Annotated in this window: 16 protein-coding genes; 6 read left to right on the forward strand and 10 right to left on the reverse strand. The window is 62.6% G+C overall.

The features are described from left to right. The first annotated feature begins 1 nt into the window (after position 1). Complete coding sequence (locus LNV06_RS03010) at positions 2–340, forward strand: ComEA family DNA-binding protein (protein ID WP_263536751.1); 339 nt, start codon at positions 2–4, stop codon at positions 338–340. Between the two features lie 36 nt (positions 341–376). On the opposite strand, the gene LNV06_RS03015 is transcribed toward LNV06_RS03010, so the two are convergent. Beyond that, positions 377–1,660 carry a patatin-like phospholipase family protein gene (locus LNV06_RS03015; protein ID WP_263536752.1) on the reverse strand — a complete coding sequence of 428 codons (1,284 nt, stop codon included), beginning with the start codon at positions 1,658–1,660 and terminating at the stop codon, positions 377–379. 201 nt (positions 1,661–1,861) lie between these two features. Continuing rightward, positions 1,862–5,494, reverse strand: coding sequence for a DNA polymerase III subunit alpha (dnaE, locus tag LNV06_RS03020; RefSeq protein ID WP_263536753.1), 3,633 nt, complete (start codon positions 5,492–5,494; stop codon positions 1,862–1,864). A gap of 131 nt (positions 5,495–5,625) precedes the next feature. Here dnaE and LNV06_RS03025 point away from each other — a divergent pair, with 131 nt between their 5' ends. Beyond that, positions 5,626–6,582 (forward strand): peptidylprolyl isomerase, encoded by a 957-nt coding sequence (locus LNV06_RS03025; protein ID WP_263536754.1) that lies wholly within the window; start codon positions 5,626–5,628, stop codon positions 6,580–6,582. Between the two features lie 35 nt (positions 6,583–6,617). After that, positions 6,618–7,358 (forward strand): DsbC family protein, encoded by a 741-nt coding sequence (locus LNV06_RS03030; protein ID WP_263536755.1) that lies wholly within the window; start codon positions 6,618–6,620, stop codon positions 7,356–7,358. A gap of 44 nt (positions 7,359–7,402) precedes the next feature. Here LNV06_RS03030 and LNV06_RS03035 read toward each other — a convergent pair whose 3' ends face one another. The 5 genes from LNV06_RS03035 to LNV06_RS03055 all read right to left on the reverse strand — a co-directional run bounded on the left by LNV06_RS03035 (position 7,403) and on the right by LNV06_RS03055 (position 12,796). Beyond that, a complete protein-coding gene (locus tag LNV06_RS03035) occupies positions 7,403–8,791 on the reverse strand; it encodes a WS/DGAT domain-containing protein (protein WP_263536756.1) in 1,389 nt (462 codons plus the stop codon). A 593-nt stretch (positions 8,792–9,384) separates the two neighbouring features. Continuing rightward, positions 9,385–10,206, reverse strand: a complete 822-nt coding sequence (gene phnE / locus LNV06_RS03040) for a phosphonate ABC transporter, permease protein PhnE (RefSeq protein ID WP_411970042.1) — start codon at positions 10,204–10,206, stop codon at positions 9,385–9,387. Next, positions 10,203–10,979, reverse strand: coding sequence for a PhnE/PtxC family ABC transporter permease (locus tag LNV06_RS03045; RefSeq protein ID WP_411970043.1), 777 nt, complete (start codon positions 10,977–10,979; stop codon positions 10,203–10,205). The genes phnE and LNV06_RS03045 overlap by 4 nt, the downstream gene beginning before the upstream one ends. A 59-nt stretch (positions 10,980–11,038) precedes the next feature. Then, positions 11,039–11,908 (reverse strand): phosphonate ABC transporter ATP-binding protein, encoded by an 870-nt coding sequence (locus LNV06_RS03050; RefSeq protein ID WP_263536757.1) that lies wholly within the window; start codon positions 11,906–11,908, stop codon positions 11,039–11,041. Positions 11,909–11,917: 9 nt separating this feature from the next. Next, positions 11,918–12,796 (reverse strand): putative selenate ABC transporter substrate-binding protein, encoded by an 879-nt coding sequence (locus LNV06_RS03055; RefSeq protein WP_263536758.1) that lies wholly within the window; start codon positions 12,794–12,796, stop codon positions 11,918–11,920. A 208-nt stretch (positions 12,797–13,004) separates the two neighbouring features. Here LNV06_RS03055 and selD point away from each other — a divergent pair, with 208 nt between their 5' ends. Beyond that, positions 13,005–14,105, forward strand: a complete 1,101-nt coding sequence (gene selD, locus LNV06_RS03060; RefSeq protein WP_263536759.1) for a selenide, water dikinase SelD — start codon at positions 13,005–13,007, stop codon at positions 14,103–14,105. Between the two features lie 56 nt (positions 14,106–14,161). Here selD and LNV06_RS03065 read toward each other — a convergent pair whose 3' ends face one another. Both LNV06_RS03065 and LNV06_RS03070 read right to left on the reverse strand, forming a co-directional pair. Further along, positions 14,162–14,659 (reverse strand): OmpA family protein, encoded by a 498-nt coding sequence (locus LNV06_RS03065; protein WP_263536760.1) that lies wholly within the window; start codon positions 14,657–14,659, stop codon positions 14,162–14,164. A 75-nt stretch (positions 14,660–14,734) separates the two neighbouring features. Continuing rightward, on the reverse strand, positions 14,735–16,924 hold the full coding sequence (locus LNV06_RS03070) for a gluconolaconase (protein ID WP_263536761.1): 2,190 nt from the start codon (positions 16,922–16,924) through the stop codon (positions 14,735–14,737). 181 nt (positions 16,925–17,105) lie between these two features. On the opposite strand from LNV06_RS03070, the gene LNV06_RS22525 reads away from it, so the two are divergent. Further along, complete coding sequence (locus LNV06_RS22525) at positions 17,106–19,862, forward strand: HD domain-containing phosphohydrolase (RefSeq protein WP_318013422.1); 2,757 nt, start codon at positions 17,106–17,108, stop codon at positions 19,860–19,862. A gap of 37 nt (positions 19,863–19,899) precedes the next feature. On the opposite strand, the gene LNV06_RS03085 is transcribed toward LNV06_RS22525, so the two are convergent. Beyond that, positions 19,900–20,148, reverse strand: coding sequence for a TIGR04438 family Trp-rich protein (locus LNV06_RS03085; protein ID WP_263536762.1), 249 nt, complete (start codon positions 20,146–20,148; stop codon positions 19,900–19,902). 124 nt (positions 20,149–20,272) lie between these two features. On the opposite strand from LNV06_RS03085, the gene LNV06_RS03090 reads away from it, so the two are divergent. Then, a complete protein-coding gene (locus tag LNV06_RS03090; protein WP_263536763.1) occupies positions 20,273–20,590 on the forward strand; it encodes a c-type cytochrome in 318 nt (105 codons plus the stop codon). The last annotated feature ends 111 nt before the right edge of the window (positions 20,591–20,701 follow it).

Raw genomic sequence — 20,701 nt, forward strand, 5'->3', positions numbered from 1 at the left:
CATGCGACGCCGAACTTGCCTGTTAGCGTTGTTTGGCCTCGATGCATGGCTTGAACCCAGCTTGGCCGATCCGCTGAGCGTTGCGCTGGAGATCAACGCCGCCAGCCGCGCCGAACTGGAGTCACTGCCGGGCCTGGGGCCTGCCTTGGTGGAGCGCATCTTGCTGGCTCGCCAACAAGCCCTGTTTCAAGACTGGCAGGACTTGCGCACCCGGGTGCGAGGGCTGGGGCCAAACAGCTTGCTAAAACTATCTGAGCAAGGCTTGCGAGTCGCGGGGCAGACCTTTGCGTTGCCGCCGGATCAGGCCGCCAGCGCCAGCTCCATCAAGCAAGCTCGCTGAGGCCGCGCCGCCAAAAAGTCAAAGCGGTCAAAGCGTTCAAAGCGGCGCAGGCGCCGATTCGGCAAAGCCGGCCTTGCGACGCCGCATTGCCGCCGGATCGATCTGCGGCGCCTGCGAGGGCCAGCCAAAAAAGGCCTGCACCTCGGCGCGGCGGGCGAGCGTGTCGCTCATGCCCAGATTGATCAGCTCGCCCGTGAACGAGGGCTCAAACAAGAGATAACTGGTCAGGGCCGAGCCACTGGCGCCCTTGCCTTCGCCCGCCACGCCGACGCTGCGCAACAAGCCCTTGATGGCGGGCGGCAAGCTGCCTTGATGCTCGGCTGCCAAATCGTCCAAGCGCCGGCTCGGTGCAATCACCAGCACATCAACCGGCCGCAAAGGCGTGGCCTCACGCGCGGCACTAGGCAACAAGCCCAGCGTATTGTTGATACGCTGCAAACGCTCTACATCGACGGCAAGCGCATCCAGAAAAATATTAGACAGGGCATGACCAGCAATCTGCGCCATGCTGGGGTGGCCGGTAATCAAGGCAGGCCGACGGCTGCCGGGCGGTTCATGCATGCGGCCCGCACCGATCACCAAGATCCGGTCTGAACCCAGGTGAATGGCGGGCGAGATCGGCGCACTCTGGCGCATCGAGCCATCGCCAAACCATTCGGGCTGTCCGTCCAGATCCAAGGTTTCGGCCGGGAAGATAAAGGGAATGGCCGAGGAGGCCAACAAATGTTCAACCGTCAGCTTGGCCTTGACCGCAATGCGCTGCGAGCGCAACCAAGGCTCAAAGGGCTTGTGGGTTTGGTAGAAGGTGACATGCTGGCCCGAGGTGTAGCTGGAACCACTGATGGCCAGGGCCTGCATATGGCCTTCCGCCAGCATCTGCTCGACCCGCTCCATCTGGATCCAGCGCCGCAGCAAACGGCCCAAGGGGGCGTTGTCCAACAAGCTGCGCGGCCTTGTGCGGCGCCAGCGGGCCACGGCCCAACCCAAGCTCATCATGGACAACCAACGCGCCCCGGTGCGGATGATGCCGAAGGCGTCCGCACTGTAGATCTGATCCACATGCAGGTTTTGCCAGAGGTGCACCAGCCCATCAACGGCACCGTCGAAATCATCGGCATGGCAGGCCAGGGTTGCCGCATTGATGGCGCCAGCCGAGGTGCCGGCCACCACCGGAAAAGGCGTGGCGCCTTGCAGGCCGGCATCACGCCGCAACTGAGCCACGGCGGCAAGCACTCCCACCTGATAGGCCGCGCGAGCGCCACCGCCGGTCAAGATCAAACCGGTGGTCAATTCGTTGGCGGGGCGGGAGGATGGATTCAAGTCAGAACGGCCAAGGTTTACAGCCTTCGCATCATCGTTGAATTTAGAGGTTTCACCTCAGAGAAAAAGCGCGAAAGTTCAAGCCACAAACAAGCTTTGGATGAGCTCATTCACCAGCAATTCTTTTGATCGACCCATCACAGGCCCTAGGCTGCCTATGTGCTGCCCCAATGCTGCAAGCCACCCACCCAGCTGAAGTGATCAAGCCCCGGCCTCATAGATGATTTGCGGCACGGGTCCTTTCTTGGCCTCGGCCACGACCGCGCCCGTGGAGGCCAGGCCCACACTCAGGCCCAGCTTGGCCAGGGCCTCATCGCAGGGCCAGAACTTGCTGTCCTCGCCCAGGTCGATTTTGAACTCGGCACCTTGGTTCTCACCGCTCAGGAAGTGATGGGTCTGCATGCGCAGGCCTTGTCGAACCATGCCCTGCTCCGTCTCCAACTGGCGCGCCGGCCATTGCTTGACCACTTCTTGAAGCGCCGGCAGTTCCTGCTTCACCGGCACATAGAAGTACTTGCCAAAGCGCGCTCGGGCCGCAGCCAGATCCCAGACCGCCTGCACATTGAAGCGAAAGCCTCCGGCGAACCGGTCCATCTGCACCTTGCCCTGCAGAATCAGGAGTTCGTCATCGACCAAGAGCTCTTTGTGCAGATTGAGCAGCTCTTCGTTCGCTACCGCCTCGATCACATCGCTCTTGTCGTCCAGCTTGAAGATGGCCACCCGACCGCGGTTGCCGTTGATGACTCGCAAGTCGCTGACGATGCCGGCCAGCATCACCACCTCACGGCTTTGCGCCGCGTCTTCCACATTGGCCACACGACGGCGCACCATGCGGCGCACTTCTTCGCCGCTTTGGTCAAACAAATGGCCGCTCAAGTAGAAGCCGATGGCGGTTTTCTCGAGGCTGAGTTTTTCCTTGATGGTCCAAGGTGCGGCATCAACCAAGTCGGGTTCCGCGGTGCTGGATGCGTGGCTGTCGCCAAAGTCAAACAAGCCGCCTTGGTCGGCATTGGCCTCTTGCGTCTCGGCATGGGTGTAGCCGCGCGCTACGCTGGCCAAGAGGCGAGCACGGTCCGGCTGCAATGAATCGAAAGCGCCGGCCTTGATCAGCGCTTCGACCACGCGCTTGTTGCAGGCCTTGCGGTCGATGCGGCAGCAGAAGTCATAAAAGCTCTTGAAGGGTCCGCCCTTCTCGCGCACCGCCACGATGGAGTCGATCGCGCCCTTGCCGGTGCCCTTGATGGCGCCCAGGCCGTAGTTGATGCGCTTGGGCCGCACGCCGGCACCCGGCGCCACCCAATGCGGGAAGACACCGTCGCCCGGCATGATGGGCTCGAAGCGGTGCACACCCAGGTTGACGTTAGGCGGCTCAAAATCGATGCCGAAGAGCTTGGCGTCATTCAACAAGACCTTGAGCTTGTCGGTGTCGTCCATTTCGATGGTCATGTTCGCGGCGAAGAACTCGGCCGTGAAATGCACCTTGAGCCAACCAGTGTGATAGGCCAGCAGCGAGTAGGCGGCGGCGTGCGACTTGTTGAAGCCGTAGCCCGCGAACTTCTCCATCAAGTCAAAAACTTCGTCGGCCTGCTTTTCATCCAAGCCGTTGACCGCCGCACCCTTGCGGAAGATGGCGCGGTGCTCGGCCATCTCCTCGGCCTTCTTCTTACCCATGGCGCGGCGCAACATGTCGGCGCCGCCCAGGGAGTAGCCGCCCAGCACCTGGGCGGTCTGCATCACCTGCTCCTGATAGACCATGATGCCGTAGGTCTCGGCCAGCACCGGCTCGGTCAGCGGGTGCGGGTACTCCACCACTTCCTTGCCGTGCTTGCGCGCTACAAAGGTGGGGATCAGGTCCATAGGCCCTGGGCGATAGAGCGCGTTCAGGGCGATCAGGTCTTCCAGGCGGGAGGGCTTGGCGTCCTTCAACATGCGCTGCATGCCGCTGGATTCAAACTGGAACACCGACTCGGTCAGGCCCTCAGAAAACAGCTTGTAGGTCTTGCGGTCATCGAGCGGGATGGTCTCGAAGGCAAAGTTCTTTTGATCCGGGTAGCGGGCGACGATGAAGTCTTTCGCCAATTCCAGAATCGTGAGCGTGGCCAGGCCCAAGAAGTCGAACTTCACCAGGCCGATGGCCTCCACATCGTCCTTGTCGTACTGACTGACGGCGGAGTTGGAGCCGGGCTGCTGGTACTGCGGGCAGAAGTCGGTGATCTTGCCCGGCGCGATCAGCACGCCCCCGGCGTGCATGCCGATATTGCGCACCATGCCTTCCACGCGGGCGGCCAGCTTGAGCAACTCGGCCACTTCTTCTTCCTGGGCCTCGCGCTCATTGATCTCGGGCGCCTCATGGCGGGCGAAGATCATCTTCTCCTTGTCGGGATCAAAGTTCTCTGGCAGCTTGGCCAGGGTCACCGTCTTGCCGGGCGGCGCCGGGATCAGCTTGGCGATCGAGTCCACCTGGCCATAACCCATGCCCAACACCCGGCCAATGTCTCGCAAGGCCGCCTTCGCGGCCATGGTGCCGAAGGTGGCAATCTGGCTCACCGCCGGACGGCCGTATTTGTCCTTGACGTAGTCGATGACCCGGTCGCGGTTGCCCTGGCAGAAGTCAATGTCGAAGTCGGGCATGGAAACCCGCTCAGGGTTCAAGAAACGCTCGAACAGCAGGTTGTACTGCAGCGGGTCCAAGTCGGTGATCAAGAGCACATAAGCGACCAGGGAGCCAGCACCCGAGCCCCGGCCCGGGCCCACCGGGCAGCCGTGCGTTTTGGCCCATTTGATGAAGTCACCCACGATCAAGAAGTAGCCTGGGAAGCCCATCTTGATGATGGTGCCCAGCTCAAACTCCAGGCGCTCGACATAACGCGGCCGTTCGGCGTCGCGCTTGGCCTCGTCGGGGAAGAGCAGCTTGAGTCGGTCTTCCAGGCCCTCAAAGGAGAGCTGGCGGAAGTACTGCTCCATCGGCATCGGCGTGCCATCTTCCAGCAGCGGCGTGGGAAAGTTCGGCAGCTGCGGCTTGCCCAGCACCAGGCTGATCGAGCAGCGACGGGCGATTTCGACCGTGTTGGCAATGGCCGAGGGGATGTCGGCGAACAGCGCCTCCATATCGGCCTGGCTGCGGAAGTACTGGCCCGGCAGGAAACGCTTGATGCGCTTGGGGTTGGTCAGGGTCTCGCCCTCGGCCACGCAAACGCGCGCCTCATGCGCTTCGAAATCATCCGGGCCCAGGAATTGCACCGGGTGCGTAGCCACCACCGGCAAGCCCTGCTCGGCGGCAAAAGGAACGCTGGCCTGCACCAAGGCCTCTTGGCCGGGCAGACCGGCGCGCTGCAGCTCGATATAAAAGCGCCCAGGGAAAATTTCGGTGAAGCGCTGGGCCCAATCCAGCGCGCGCGCCTTGTCGCCGCTGAGCAGGGCCTGGCCCAGGCCGCCGAACTGCGCGCCCGAGAGGCAGATCAAGCCCTCACTGAGCTCGGCCATCCACTCCCACTTCAAGCAGGCCTGATTGCGCTGCACGTTTTGAATCCATGCGCGCGACAGCAACTCGCACAGATTCAAATAGCCCTGTTTGTTCTGCACCAGCAGCAAAAGGCGGCTGGGGTTCTTGTCCGAACCTTCGGGTTCCAGCCAGCAGTCAGCGCCCAGGATGGGCTTGACGCCCTTTTTACGCATCGCGTTGTAGAACTTGATGCCGCCAAACATATTGGCCAGATCGGTGATGGCGCAGGCCACCTGCCCATCTTTGGCCGCCAGCGGGGCGGCATCTTCGATGCGTAAAGTGCCGTCGACGACGGAAAACTCGGTGTGGGTGCGCAGATGTACAAAAGCCATCGACGCATTGTACGAAGCGCACTAGTCCTGATGGCTTTGGGGGAACTCATTGGAGAGCTCTTTGGGAGGCTGTCACGGCGAACTGTCACTTGTTGGCCGTATGCTGAGCTCCCTCGGATGGAGACCCGAAAATGGCTAAGAAAAAATCAACCCCCTTCAACATCAGCGTCTTGCGGCGCCTGACCTTTGCGTCCCTTACCGCTATCGCGACCGGCGCCACAGTGCTGGCCTCAGCCCATGCGGCCAAGCCCAAGACCGGCGCCGAGGTGCTGGCCCAATCTCCTGCCACCGATTGGCGCCCACTCGACCCCGAGAACACCTTGTTGATGGAGCTGCCCCAGGGTCAGGTCTTGATCGAACTGGCGCCACGCTTCGCGCCGGCCCATGTGGCCAATATCCGTGCGCTGGCGCGCGGTGGTTTTTATGACGGCTTGGCCATCGTGCGAGTGCAAGACAACTTCGTGGCGCAGTGGGGCGACCCTTTGGGTGATGACGCAGCCAAGGCCAAGCCGCTGAGCGCCGGCGCCAACGCCAAGATTCCAGCCGAGTTCTCGATTCCCTTGAAGAGCATTCCCAAGGCCGACTTCGCCCGGCTGCCGGACCGCGACGGCTGGGCCACGCTGACTGGCTTTGTCGATGGTTTCCCGGTCGCTGCCGACCCCCAAAAAGGCCGCGCCTGGTTGGCGCATTGCTATGCCACGGTGGGCGCCGGCCGCAGCGATGCGGTGGACTCCAGCACTGGCGCCGAGCTTTATGCGGTGATCGGCCAGGCGCCGCGCGGGCTGGACCTCAATATCACCACGGTCGGTCGCGTCCTGAAGGGCATAGAGCACTTGGCCAGCTTGTCGCGTGGCGGCGCCAATATGGGCTTCTACGACAAGCCTGAGCAGCACCATGGGATTCAAAGGGTGCGGCTGCTGGCTCAAATCCCCGAGGCCGAGCGGCCGGCCCTGCAAGTGCTGCGCACCGAGAGCAAGACCTGGCCCCTGTGGCTGGAGACTCGCCGCAATCGGGGCGGCTGGTTTGTCTACAACCCTCAGCATGTGGACTTGTGCGGCGTCAGCGCGCCGATTCGTACCAAGCCCTGAAGCGCCCTCTCTTTGAAATCAACCGAAATTTAATCATGCAGTTTTTGATGACGCGTTTGTTGTGTACCGCGACCGCGACCGCGGCCCTGGCCCTGTTCTCCAACGCCGCCCTCGCCCAGGAAGCTTTGATTCGCAAGAACATCAGCGAGCGCCTGCCCACCTTCCCCAAGATAGACCAGATCAGCAAAACGCCTTTCAACCATTTGTTCGAAATTCGCGTCGGCAAGGACTTGTTCTATACCGACGCCGAGGGCAACTACCTGATGCAAGGCGCTTTGCTCGACACCAAGAGCAAAGCCAATCTGACCCAAGCGCGCCTGGACGAGTTGAGCGTGGTGGAATTCGCCAGCCTGCCCCTGAAAGATGCGATCGTGTGGAAGCAAGGCAATGGTGCCCGCAAACTGGCGGTCTTCACCGACCCCAATTGCGGCTATTGCAAGCGCCTGGAGAAAGACCTGCGCAACATCAAAGACGTGACCATCTACAGCTTCATCATCCCGATTCTGGGCCCCGACTCGGTGGTGAAAAGCCGCAATGCTTGGTGCGCCAAAGATGCCGGCAAGACTTGGGTCGATTGGATGATTGACAACAAGCCACTGCCCGCGGCCGCCGCCAGCTGCGACAGCTCCGCCATCGACCGCAATCTGGCCTTGGCCAAAAAACACAGCATCACCGCCACCCCTGCCACCGTATTCGAGAGCGGCAAGATGAGTTTGGGGGCGGTGGACAGCAACGAGTTGGAACGACTCATGTCGGGAGCCGTCGTCAAGCGCTGAGCACTTTTTGAGGCTCCGGTCTGGGGAGAAGCAAAAGCCGCTCCTCAGGCATCAACCTTTGGGCCTGACTCTAGCTTCAAGCCCAAGCCATGGGTGCTCAACTCTGCAGCCTCGCCATTGGCGGCCGCACTTGTCGCAGCTACGGTGCTGCTCCGTGTTTGAACATCCATTTGGGCAAAGGCCTCACCCACCAGGTCCATCAGGCGTTGCGGCTCGCGCACCTGCTGTCGATCGGCAAACATGCTGATCTGGATTTGCCCGGCATACGACATCAAGGCAAAGCCCACGCCCATGGTGCCCGCTTGCGGCACCCAGCAAAGTGCGTCTTGCAGGCGGGCGCCCGCCAGGTAGCGAGGCTCCGGCGGCCCTTCCACATTAGTCAAGACCACTGAGCCCTTGGCGGTGAAGACCTTCAACAAAAAGGCCTGCATCCAGCGTGGCAGAAAGCCGGTCAAGGTCAAGAAGAACATGGTCGCGTGCGGCTGGTGCGAGGCCTTGATGGCATTCATCCGCAAACGGGTCTGCTCCAGCCGTGTCACGACGTCCTCCTCATTGCTGGGCAGCTTCACTGCCACCAAGCCAAAGTGGTTGCCCAGCAAAAAGGCATCTCCCTTGTTGCGCAGATTGAAGGTCACCGCCGCCCGCAAGGCGCGGTGCGCGGCCGGCTCGCCCTGTTCCAGCAGATAGGCCCGCAAAGCCCCGGCAACCGCAGCCACCCAGACATCGTTGATGGTGGCGTTCATGCGTTTGGCGATGCTGCGCACCAGGTTCAGATTCATTGGCGGCAGCTGCACCAGGGCTTTTTCGCCGCCCAAGGGGTTCTTGAGGGAACTGCGACGATCCGGAATCAACAGCGTCAAGCGCGCCAACTGCGCACTGATGCGCGACCAAAACAGCAGGCGCTGCAGCCGCGAACACAAGAGCCGTGAAGCCATTGCCACTTTGGCATGCTTCGGGTGCCACTCCAGCGCGGGTGCCTGGCCCGCGTCCATGGTGTCGTCGGTCAGATGTTTGAGCACATGAACCAGACCCAGCCCGTCGGTGATGCAGTGATGCAATCGAAACACGATGGCAAAGCCGCCCCCGGCACGCCGGATCACCCGCATATGCCAAAGCGGGCGATCCACCGGCAAGGCACGCGGCGCTTCATTGGCCAAGAAGGTTTGAAACGCTTCCGGGCTCAAGTCAGCCAGACTTTCGTCCAAGAGCAGATGCTGATCGATGTCGAAATGCGCATCGGCATGCCAAATAGGCCGACCCCAGCGCCCTCGCCCCACCACCTGGGTGAAGCGCGGATAGTTCGGCAAGCGCTCAGCAATCGTGGCGCGCAAAACCGCAAAGTCCAGCTCGCCCTCAAACAGCAACACGCTGTTGATGACCATCAGGTTGTGCCGCCCATCCATGCGAAACCAGGAAAAGTCCCGCCGGCTCATCGTGGCTTGACTCGTTCCTCCCTGCCGATTGCTCTCTTGACCCATCCATGTCCCCTCGTCTTGCCCTGCGCACCGGAGCCTCCGGCATGGCGCCGATGATGGCTTTGAAGCCCAAGACATGACTGACTTTGCAAGCCAAGCTATTGGTTTTGCACACCCTCCATTTGGAGAGGCGGGAAAGCCCGAAGGAGGCTGTATTCAGCGATTCAGGGAGCATCTGCGGATCGAGAGCCGGAGCGCTGCTGCCCTTCGGTTTGGCAGTGCTCAGGCCACTTGGGGGCTCTGCGCCGCTCCTGTCCCCCGCCCCGGGCTTGCGCCCGGGTCTCCTCCTTTACCTCGCGTCGCAGAGCCCCCAAGCGTCCAGATCCACCACGGCCTTGCTCCTTCGACGCGGACGCACATCGGTGGAACTGCCGAGTGGCGTCGGGGGTGTGATTCCGCGAGGTAAAGGAGGAGCCGGCGCCTGCAAGGCGACGGCGGGGGACAGGAGCGGAATTGCGCCCCCGGCGGCAATCGGCACCTCCCGGCTTCGGATGTCAGAAAGGTACTCAATACAACCCCAAAACCATCGACTCGATGGCCTGCCCGTCACGTCAACTCAATGCCCGGCGCAAACGATCACTGCTCCAATCCACCAAGGCCACCAACAAGAGCATCGCAGCCAAGATCGTGGCGGTTTTGTTCATATGGAAGAGGCCCATATGAAAACTCAGCAGCTGACCCAAGCCGCCCGCCCCCACCAGACCCAAGACGGCGGCGGCGCGAATATTGTTTTCCCAGCGGTACAGGCTGTAGCTGATCAGCTGCGGCAGCAACTGCGGCAAGGTGGCATAGAGGAACACGCGCACAGAGCTCGCGCCCTGCACCCGCAAGGCAAAACCTGGCCCCTCCGGGCAGCTTTCAATCGCCGAGGCGAACAAACGGCCCAGCACCCCGCTGGTGTGAACGGCCAGGGCCAAAGTCCCGGCAAAAGGGCCAAGGCCGGCTGAAATCAAGAGCAAGCTGGCCCACACCAGTTCAGGAATAGATCGCAGCGCATTCAAGAGCCACTGCGCGGGACGCCGCCCCCAGGCCGCATCGCCTCGGTGCAATCGCGCCGCCGGCAGGGCCAAGAGCAAACCCAAAGCTACAGCCAGGGCCGTGCCCAAGCTCGACATGGCCAAGGTCTCCACACTGGCCCAAGTCACTAGCTTCAAGAACTCGGGGCTGAAGTCAGGCGGAAAGAACTCCGCCAAGAAGCGCCCCATGCTGCTCGCCGATTCGCCGGAAAAGAGCTGCGCCCATTGCAGGTCCAAACTCCAAAAGCTCAGAACCACCAAGAGCAACAAAGCGAGCAGCCCAAGAGCGCCGAGAAGACGCGACCTCATCACGCCCGGCAGCGACGCCGCTGCTGTCAAAGCGTCATCACGCTTCATGACAAGACCCGCCGCAGACCAGCGCTCAAACCATCGGCCAGGGCCACCAAAGCGATGAAGACCATCAAAATCGTCGCCACCTCGCCGCCATTGAACATCTTCATGGCCGAGTCCAGCTGCTGCCCCAAGCCGCCGGCACCCACAAAACCCAGCACCACCGAAGATCGCACCGCACATTCCCAGCGGTACACGGTGTAACTGCTCAGCTCAGCGGCATGTTGGGGCAACAAGGCAAAGCCGAAGGCCTGCAGGCGCCCTGAGCCATTGCGCATCAGGCTTCTCGTCGGCTCCGCATCGCCCCCTTCCAGCACCTCGCAAAACACCTTGCCCAACATGCCGCTATAGCTCAGCGCAATCGCCAGCACCCCGGCACTCGGCCCCAAGCCCACGACCCGCACAAAAATCAAAGCCCAGACCAACTCGGGTACGCTGCGCAAAACAATCAAGACTGCGCGCAGCGTTTGCCGCAGCCATGCCGGGCCGGTTGCCATCTTTCCGGCCAAGGCCGAAAGCGACAGGACCCGAGTGGCCGCCAGCGCCAGAGGCACGGCGAACAAGAGTGCCAGGCTGACGCCGGCCGTGGCCATGGCCACCGTGCGCCAGGCCTCTCGAGCGACCAGCAGCAAGAACTCGCCGTCCAGCCGAGGTGGGAAAAAATCAGCCAAAAAACGGCCGGTGACACGCAGGCTTTGTTCTTCGAACAACAAGCCCGGCTTGAACTCGGTGAGCCTCAACAAAGGCCACAGCAAGAAAGCGGCGGCCGAGATCCACATAAGTCGAGCACGCCATGCCGGATCACGCCGCGAACTTTTGGCCTGAGCGGGCGGCACGCTCATCGACATTGCAAGCCCACCTCAGGCGCTGGCGCCAGCTCATGCGGCGAAACAGGGGGCGCCACCACATCGATCTTGCCCTCCTCTTGCGCATAAAGCTCAGCCAGCAATGCGGGGCTCACCGCAAGAGCCGGCAGGTCAAACAAGACCCGCCCCTGGCGCAAACCAATGATGCGAGGGAAGTGGGCCAGGGCCATGTCCACATGATGCAAGGACGCAATCAACGTGGCGCCACGGGCGCGCGCTTCTTGGCTCAGGACTTGCGCCGCCTGCGCGGCGCGCTGCGGGTCCAAGGCCGAGAGCGGCTCATCCAGCAACCACAGCCGCGCCGGAGCCAGCAAGGCCCGGGCCAGACCGACGCGCTGGCGCTCGCCGCCGGACAAACGGTCCACCCGCTCGAACAGCTTTTCAGCCAGATCAAAGCGCTGCAGCGCGGCATGGGCCGCTTCAATATCCACCGGATAGACCAGTGAACGCAGGCTGCGCCACAAACTCCAGGCGGGCAGGCGTGCCGCCAGCAGCGCCGTGATCACCCGTTGCCGAGGCGGCAGCGGCGGCAACTGCGGCGCCAAAAACAAGCGGCCGCGCAGCGCTTGCAGCTCGCGGCGCGGCGATTGCCAAGGCTGCTGGCCTTGCAAACGGTAGTCGCCCTGGCTGGGCCGCTGTGCGCAGGCCAGCACTTGCAGCAAGGTGGTCTTGCCTGCGCCGGAAGGGCCGATCAAGGCGACCTGCTCGCCCGCCTCAAAACGCAGATTCAGGTCATGCAAGACATCGCTGAGCCCTGCCCCATCGCTGCCGGGCGCGCAAGGCGCAGCGCTGAGTTGGCTTAACTCAAGGCTGAAAACACGGCTGAAATCAGGCACCCGCAACACCACCCATCAAAGCAGGCCTGCGCTGCGTGCGGCCGCTTCAATGCCTTTGTAGTTGTCCACCTGGCTGGGCAGGAAGCGGGTGGCGCGCTGCAACTCAAGAATTTCTTTGCCCTGCGCGTCGTCACGGCTCAGGCTCAAAAAGGCCTTGCTGATTTTCTCGCGCTGCGCTGCCGGCATATCGGCATGCACGGTCCAGTTGTAATCGAAGTACGCCGGCGTGGTGAAGAAGACCTTGACTCGCTCGGTGTCCACCTTCTTCTCGGCCACAAACTTCTCCCAAACCGAGATATTCAGCGCACCGGCCTGCACCTTGCCGGCTGCCACGGCCGCAATGGTGGCGTCATGCGCGCCGCTATAGGCCACGCGACGGAAGTCTTTGTCCGGATTCATACCGGCCTGCAGTACAAAGCTGCGCGGCATCAAATGGCCGGAGGTCGAGCTTTGCGAACCGAAAGAGACGTCTTTGCCCTTCAAGTCGGCCAAGCTCTTGATCAAAGGATCGGAGCTGATGAAGACCGAACGGAACTTGGTGTCTTCCTCACGTTGCACCAAGGGCAAGACCTTGCCGCCCGAGCGCACATGCGCTTGCACAAATGTGAAGCCACCGAACCAAGCCAAGTCGACCTTTTTATTGACCAGGGCTTCCACGGCTGCGGCGTAGTCGGTCACCGGCGTGAACTCCATCTTGACCCCCAGCTGCGACTCCAGATACTTCATCAAGGGCGCGGCTTTGCGGGCCAATTCGGTGGGCGACTCATCGGGAATGGCAGTGACCCGGAACACTTGCTGCGCCTGGCTCCATCCAGCCAGCAGGGCCAAAGTGCCGAACAAAAAGCCACGACGTGCCAGCGTCAAGACAGAAGAATTCAAGCGGAATTGGGACATCAGAAATCTCCGAATGGGCTCGCCGGCGGACCTGCCGGGCGCAAAGCCCTCGCATCCTAGCCGGTCTGAGACGATCAACGATAAGGCGCGCGAAGAAGGCTTGCCGGCTTGGCCAGAGCGCCCGGCCCGCTATGCTCCCGCCCCAGAGACAGAGCTCGGATCGGCAGGTCCGCCTGTCAAGCATCAAACCCATCATGGAGCAGCCCTCATGAGCGCCACATCAGACACCCCCAAGGCCACAACGTCAGCCACCGAACCGCGCCTGAGCTCACTCTCGCACGGCGGCGGCTGTGGCTGCAAGATCGCGCCTGGGCTTTTGTCCGAGATTCTCAAAGGCAGCACGGCCCTGCCGGTGCCACCCGAATTGTTGGTCGGCATTGAAACCGCCGATGACGCGGCCGTCTACCAACTCAATGAAGAACAAGCGCTGATCGCCACCACGGACTTCTTCATGCCCATCGTCGACGACCCCTTCGACTTTGGCCGCATTGCCGCCACCAATGCCATCAGCGACGTCTATGCCATGGGCGGCCGCCCCATCATGGCGCTGGCCCTGGTCGGCATGCCCATCAATGTGCTGAGCACCGCCACCATCGCCCGCATCCTGGAAGGCGGCGCCTCGGTCTGCCGGGCCGCCGGCATCCCGATTGCGGGCGGCCACACGATTGATTCGGTGGAGCCCATCTACGGTCTGGTGGCACTGGGCTTGGTGCACCCCAAACGCGTCAAGCGCAATGCCGATGCTCAGGTGGGCGATGTATTGATTCTGGGCAAACCGCTGGGCGTGGGAATTATGTCGGCGGCGCTGAAGAAAGACCGCCTGGACGCTGCCGGCTATCAGCAGATGATCGCCACCACCACGCAGCTGAACACGCCTGGCCCGGACCTGGCGGCGCTGGACGGCGTGCATGCCCTCACCGATGTGACCGGCTTTGGCCTGGCCGGCCATGCACTGGAGCTGGCGCGGGGCGCCGTCTGTAATGTGCATATCGACTGGGTGCGGGTGCCGCTGCTGCCGGGCGTGCAAGCCTTGGCCGCGCAAGGCCTGGTCACCGGCGCCTCAGGGCGCAACTGGGCAGCCTATGGTCAAGATGTTCACCTGCCCGCAGCCCCAGCAGCGGTCTTGCCGCCCGAAGCCCAGGCGCTGCTGAGCGACCCGCAAACCAGCGGTGGCCTCTTAGTGTCTTGCGCGCCAGCCAGTGTCGATGAAGTCCTGGCCCTGTTCCGTCGCCATGGCTTTGAGGCTGCGACGGTGATTGGACGCATCGAGGCCTCGAGAGACCTGCCCGGCCAGCTGCATATCAGTTGACAAAGAAAAAGGGCCCCATCCTTGCGAATGAGGCCCTGCAGCTTGGTGGCGAGAAATCAGTCCAGCAGACGGATCTCAACGCGGCGGGCTTCTTCCGAAGTGCCTTCGGCCAAGGTGGACTCGGGCTTGCGCAGCAGCACGCGGCCGGCGTCAATGCCGGCAGCCGTCAGAGCAGCGCGGGTGGCCTTGGCACGTTCCTTGGCCAGGAGTGCGTTCTTGGCGGCGTCGCCGCTGGCGTCATGGAAGCCGGCGATCACGATCTTGCGCTCATTGGCGGCGATCAAGGCAGCCAGGGCCTTGGCCAACTCAGGGGCGGCCTCCGAGGGCACGGCGGATTCAGCGTAAGCAAACAGAACCACGCCGACCAACTCGCCGCTCAGCGGCGCGTCATACAAGGCCTCTTCAACGGCAGCGGCCACAGCCACCGGCGCTTGCGCGTGGTGGCGCTGCTTGATGATCACAAATGCGGTCACGCTGACCAGCACAAAGGCGACCACGAGGCCGACCAGCCAGAGGGCGATGCGCTCGCTATTGTCTTGGTTGTCGTTGGACATGAAGTTTCTCCCGGAAGTTGCAGGCCGAATCAGTTCGGATCGGGGCGGATTCTAGCGGCCCCGATCACGAGGAGATCAGTACACACGCAGTGGCAGGTCGCGCCCTTGGCGAGCTTGGTTGCCGGCAAAGTCTCGGGCGTGAATACGCAACACGTAATCGCCGACCGGCAAGGTCGCGCTTGGCCAGCGGCCCACTCGGGCACGCCCTTCACGCACTTGGTTGCTGATGACATAACGAAACCGAGTGACGGCGCTGCCGTGCACGGTCACGCCACTGCGCGGCGCATAAGCGGTTTTGACTGCCTCGGTGTCCACCGGCAGCTGTGTGAATTCAAACTCCATCCGTTCCTGCTCAAAGCCCGGCAGCGGCTGTCCATCCGCTGAAAGGATCTGATAGCCCAAGCTGTGGACGCCCAGCCGGCGACGGTCTTCGTTGTCATCGACACGGTCCCAGGCATCCACCACCACCTGCAAGCCAGCCTCGTCCCGCGGCACCAGCAATCGGCCGGCTTGCTTGCGCTGCAAACGCGTGCGGCCGTCGGCGCTGAACAGCTCGATGGCCTCGATGCGGGGTGCCTCATGGTCAGCAAATCCGCTGAAGCCCAAGAGCAAGGGGTTGCGTTTGTAGCCGTTGATCCCTAACTCCACATGCACATGGGCCATGGTGTTGATGCTGCCCAAGACCTCACCGGCTGCAAAACGGGTGCCACGGCGCACCCGCATGCTTTCGGGACGCCCGCGCTCATCTGTTTGCAGCAGAAAGCGACTCGGGTCCAAGACCTGCCCGCGCGCATTGCGACCGACACGCATATGGATATAGCTCAGCGTATCGAGCGACAGACCTTCGCTGTTCTGTCCCAAGCCCCAGGCGGCCATAGGGCTGCTGACCTTGCCATCGGCCATGGCCAGCACCTCGCTGCCCATCACGCCCTTGACGTCCAAGCCTTCGTGCAGATGGTCGCGGCTGTCACCCTGATGGCGGCCGCGCACCTCGCCGGGCGTGCCCACCACCTCATGCCATTGCTGCTGCGGCCGCAGCGGCCAGCGCCCGGCCGTGGCCGGCAAACTCAGGTCCGCGGCCGGGCCCATCGCTGAAGTGTTGAGCGGCTCAGGCGTGCCCGGCGCTTGCAGCTGCAAGCGATGAATCCGGTAGCTGGCCGCGTCGGCCACATGCATCAGTCCTTGCTCGGACAAGACCATGGCCGAGGGCCGCGCCATCTGCGCCGCAGGCCCCTGGCTGAGGATGTGCAGCTGCCCGCTGGGCGCAATTTGCAAGACCGCGCCGCGCCGCATCACGCCCAGGTAAACATAGCCGTCATGGCTGAGCGCCAGGCTCAGCGGTCGGCGCAAAGGATCTTTCTCATCCTCGGGATTGCCGCGCGCCCAAGTGCTGACCTGACCCTCGGGACTGATGCGGCGCACGGCATCATTGCGGCTATCGGCCACCCAGACCAGGCCTTGGGTATCGACGACCAGAGCGGTCGGATTGTCAAAGCGAGCCTTGGCACCTGGCCCATCTTGGTCGCCAGAGAAGCGCCCGCCGGCCAGGGTGCTGACCTGGCCATCGGCGCCAATCACACGAATCCGGTCGTTGTAGGTGTCGGCCACATAGACGCGCCCCTGCCCATCAACGGCCACGCCGATCGGGCCATTGAACTGCGCCTGCGCGGCCGGGCCGTCCCGAAAGCCCGCTTGGCCTGTGCCCGCCAAAGTCGTCACCTGCCCCTGCGAACTGACTCTGCGAATCGCATGGTTGCCGGTGTCGGCGACGATGAGATTGCCGGCCGCATCCATGGCCAGGCCAGAGGGCGTATTGAAGGCCGCGGCGGCGCCCAGGCCGTCTTTGAAGCCCTCTTCTCCGCCCGCCAGGGTGCTAACCACCCCCGTCGGCGTGATTTTGCGGATGCGGTTGTTGGCGCCGCCATCGGCCACATACAGCAGCCCTGCACGACTTAGGGCCAGGCCATAGGGGTCGGCAAAGCGCGCCTGCGCGCCAGGGCCATCGTGCAGACCGGCATGGCCATCACCGGCCAGCAAGCTGATTTGAGCCCTGGCCCCCAGTCGCGTCGGCACGGGCGGAGCCGGCGGTGCCGGCAGGGACTGGGCTGGGGAGGCCGCCGATGAGTCTGCGGGCTTGGCAGGCTTGGGCTCCGAACTGCTTGGACGGAACAGCCCGGTGCCTTGCAGCCAAACCAGCGACAGCGTGAGCAGCACAAGCGCAGCGGCCGCTGCGGTCCAAATCAGAAAATGTTTTTCTCGTTTCATTCGGCCGGCATTGTCGCTGTGCGACGGAAGCGAATAAGGGTTGAAAATTAAGCGCCAATGCGCCCTCTACTTTTCGGCTTGAAAACAAAAAGTTGCGCCGACAGTAGAAGATCCGTTTTGCTCACGCTCTGATTCCTTTATTGCGACTCGGTCTTGCCGAGTCTTTCACTCAAGGTCACCCATGGATTGGTTTGCGCTGGACGATGAGATGGCCCGCTTGGAACAGGCCTTGGCCAGCCGAGAAGGCTTGGAACGTCTACCTGACTTGCTCGCCCTGGCCTGGAATCTACGCCAGCGCGACTGTCGCCGCGCGCTGATTCTGGCCAACGAGGCCGAGGCCCTGCTGGCGCCGCTGGACCTGGATCAAGAAGCGGTGCAGCTGATGCGAGCCCGCTTGCAATTGCTCAGCGCCGAGATCAGCTGGCTGTACGGCCATATCGACGCCACCGAGCAATTGGCCGAGAACGCCCTCAGCATTTATGAGCAGTTTGGCGAGCGCTGCGGCGCCGGCGACGCCCGGTTGGCCTTGACCTCGGTGTGGCTGGAGCGAGGCAATATCCCCTTGCGCGATGAAGCGATTGCTCTGGCCATCGAAGACTACCGAGCTGCGGGTCAACAGTCCCGTCTTTTGGCCGCACAAGCGCGCTCACTGGCTCTGAATGCCTTTCATGAGCCGCAAGCCGTCGCGGCCACACTCAACCAGTTGTTTGGACCGGAGAGCGAACCCCAAACCGACCCCTCGGTGCAAACCTGGCTGGCCAGCACCCGTGCCATCGTCGGCAGCCTGACCGGCTCACCCGGTGGGGCGAGCCGTTACTTTATTGAGTCCTATAACGCCGCCATCGCCTCGGGGCAGCTGCGCCATGCCATTTACGCGGCGTGCAATGCCGCAGATGCGCTGGCCACACTCGGCGACTTGGACGCTGCCATGGACTGGGGCGAACGCGGCTTAACCTTGGCGCGACGCTGCGACTGGCCGCCCAGCTCCGGCCTGTCCCTGATGCAGGTCGGCAAGGTGCAGCGATTGCTGGGCCGATTTGCCGATGCCCGCAGCTCCTTGAACGAAGCGCTGGCCGAGTTGGAGCAGTTGCCTGGCTCACAAGGCCATGTGCTGACCCAGCTGTATCTGGGCGATCTCGCCATTGATATGGGCGTGCCGGCCACCGCCCTGGTGCACTTTTGCCGCGCCGAAGATCGCGCCGCGCCGGTGGGCAATGTCTCGCAGCTGATGCTGTCTTGGGGTGGCCAGGCTTTGGCCTTGTGCCGCCTGGGTCAACCCCAGGAAGCCCTCAGCAAGGCGGCGGCTGCGCTGCAAATGGCCCGCGATCAAGGCAGTGCTGACGAACAAATCAAAACCTTGCGGGTGCATGCCGAGATCTATCAAAGCTACGCCCTACCCACGCCAGCCGAAATCACCGAGACCGGCCCTGTCCTGCATTACCTGCAACAAGCCTTGCAAGTGGCCGCCAGCATTGAGGGTTATGTGGTCCCCAGCGGACTGCTGGATGAATTGTCCAGCGCCTATGCGGCCAGCGGTGACGACAAACAAGCGCAGGAGTACGGCCAACTGGCAGCGCAGGCGCGTGCCAGCAAGAAGCTCGACGATGCCCGCAGCCGCGCCGAGACCATGATCATTCGGCAAGACAGCGAGCGGGCCCGCGCCGAGGCGCAGTTGCAGCGTCGCCAAGCCGAGGCCGAGGCGCACCGTGCGCAAGCCTTGCAAGAGCTCAGCGCCACGCTGGAGGTCCTGGGCCAGATCGGGCTGGAACTCACCGCCAATTTGAACCAGGACGCGGTTTTCGCCACGTTTTACCGCCACATCCAACAGCTGATGGAGGTAGACGCCTTCTTTGTCTACCTGCTCGATGAGAGCAGCCAGACTTTGAGCGCAGCCTTTGGCAGCCAGGGGCAAGAACAATTCCCCTCGCCCACCATCGCGCTGGATCACCCCGAGTCCTACACCGCCCTCTGCGCAAGAACGCGGCAAGAGCTCTCCATCGGCATCGCGCCGGAACGCCGTCGCGCGGAGCCGCTGCAAGGCCCGCTGGAAGTGGTCAGCCTCTTGTTCGTGCCCATCCTGATCGGCGAGCGGCTCTTGGGCGTGATGTCGGTCCAATCGCAGCAGTCGCATGCCTACGGCGAACGCGAAAGCGCCATTTGCCGAACCCTGTGTTCTTACGGTGCGATCGCCCTGGACAACGCCAAGGCCTACGCCATGGCGGATCGGGCCCAAAAACAAGCCAATGCGGCGCTGATCGATCTGGAGATCGCCCGCAAGAAGCTGGCCCTGCGCGCTGACACCTTGGCCGAGGAAGTGAGCAAGGCCACCGCCGCGATTTTGCAGCGCGAGCGCGAGACCGTGTTGCGCCTGTCCAAAGCCGCCGAGTACCGCGACCCCGAAACCGGCGCGCACATCTTGCGCATGGCGCATTACTCAGAGTTGATCGCACGTGGCCTGGGCCTGCCGGAGGACGATCAGCAATTGCTGCTGGAAGCGGCGCCCATGCATGACATCGGCAAGGTCGGCATCACCGACGCCATCCTGCTCAAGCCCGGCCGCTTGACGCCCGAAGAGTTCGAGGTCATGAAAGGCCACGCCCAGATTGGCCACGAGATCTTGAAAGACAGCTCCTCCAAGGTGCTGAAGACCGGCGCGGAAATCGCGCTGGGTCACCACGAAAAATTTGACGGCAGCGGCTACCCGCAAGGATTGTCGGGCGAGCAAATTCCGATCTTCAGCCGCATCGTGGCGGTGGCTGATGTGTTTGACGCCCTGACCTCGGAACGCCCCTACAAACCCGCCTGGTCGCTGGAGCGGGCGGCCGAGCATCTGAAGTCACAGTCCGGCGCCCACTTTGATCCGGCCTGCGTGCAGGTGTTTTTCGATCATTGGGAGCAGGTGCTGGCGATCAGAAATCGCTTCCAAGACGAAGACTGAGTCGGTAGCGGAGCGCCGGCTTCACACACACACCTGCTCAGCGGCGCTTTTTCTTTGGATCGATCTGGCCCAATGACTCCATGGCGCGCTCACGCCGCGCGGCTTTGCGGTCGTCGAGCTTTTGCATGGCCTTGCGCTGGGTATAGCCACTGGAATCAGCCCAGGCCCACCAGGCCACTGCCAAACCCAGAGGACTCAAAACCGCCAACCAGCCCCAATCCGCCACCGGAGCCACAGCCAGGAGCTTGAGCCCAATCAACAAAACACCGACGACAACCAGCCACATGAAACGCTCCTCGTTGGGGACGGGCGATCAGACCTCTAGAATCGATCCGTTGCCACTCGGAGCAAACTGTAGTTCACATCCGAGGCTTGTCGACATCCCCGTTGTAAGACCTTGAAAGGAAGCCATGAAGTTCTCCCTCGCTTTTGCTGTTTCTGCCGTCCTGGCCTCCGCCGCGCTGGCCCCTTCCGCTTTTGCCAACGCTGAATTGGCGCAGAAGAAAAACTGCATGGCTTGCCACGCCGTCGACAAGAAGATCGTCGGCCCCGCCTACAAGGACGTGGCCGCCAAGTACGCCAAGGACAAGGATGCCGCCAAGAAATTGGCTGAAAAGATCGTCAAAGGTGGTTCCGGCGTCTGGGGCCCAGTGCCCATGCCTGCCAATGCCCAGGTGAACGCTGCCGAAGCGGAAACGCTGGCAAAGTGGGTGCTGTCGGTCAAGTGATCTGGCAAGGCGAGCCAATGTGCTCGCTGCACGAATGAGAACAGGCCCTTGAGGAATCAAGGGCCTGTTTGTTTTGTGGCCAGGATTCTGTGATCACCCACATCGCTGCGC

Source organism: Paucibacter sp. Y2R2-4 (assembly GCF_025717535.1).
Taxonomy (GTDB): domain Bacteria; phylum Pseudomonadota; class Gammaproteobacteria; order Burkholderiales; family Burkholderiaceae_C; genus Paucibacter_A.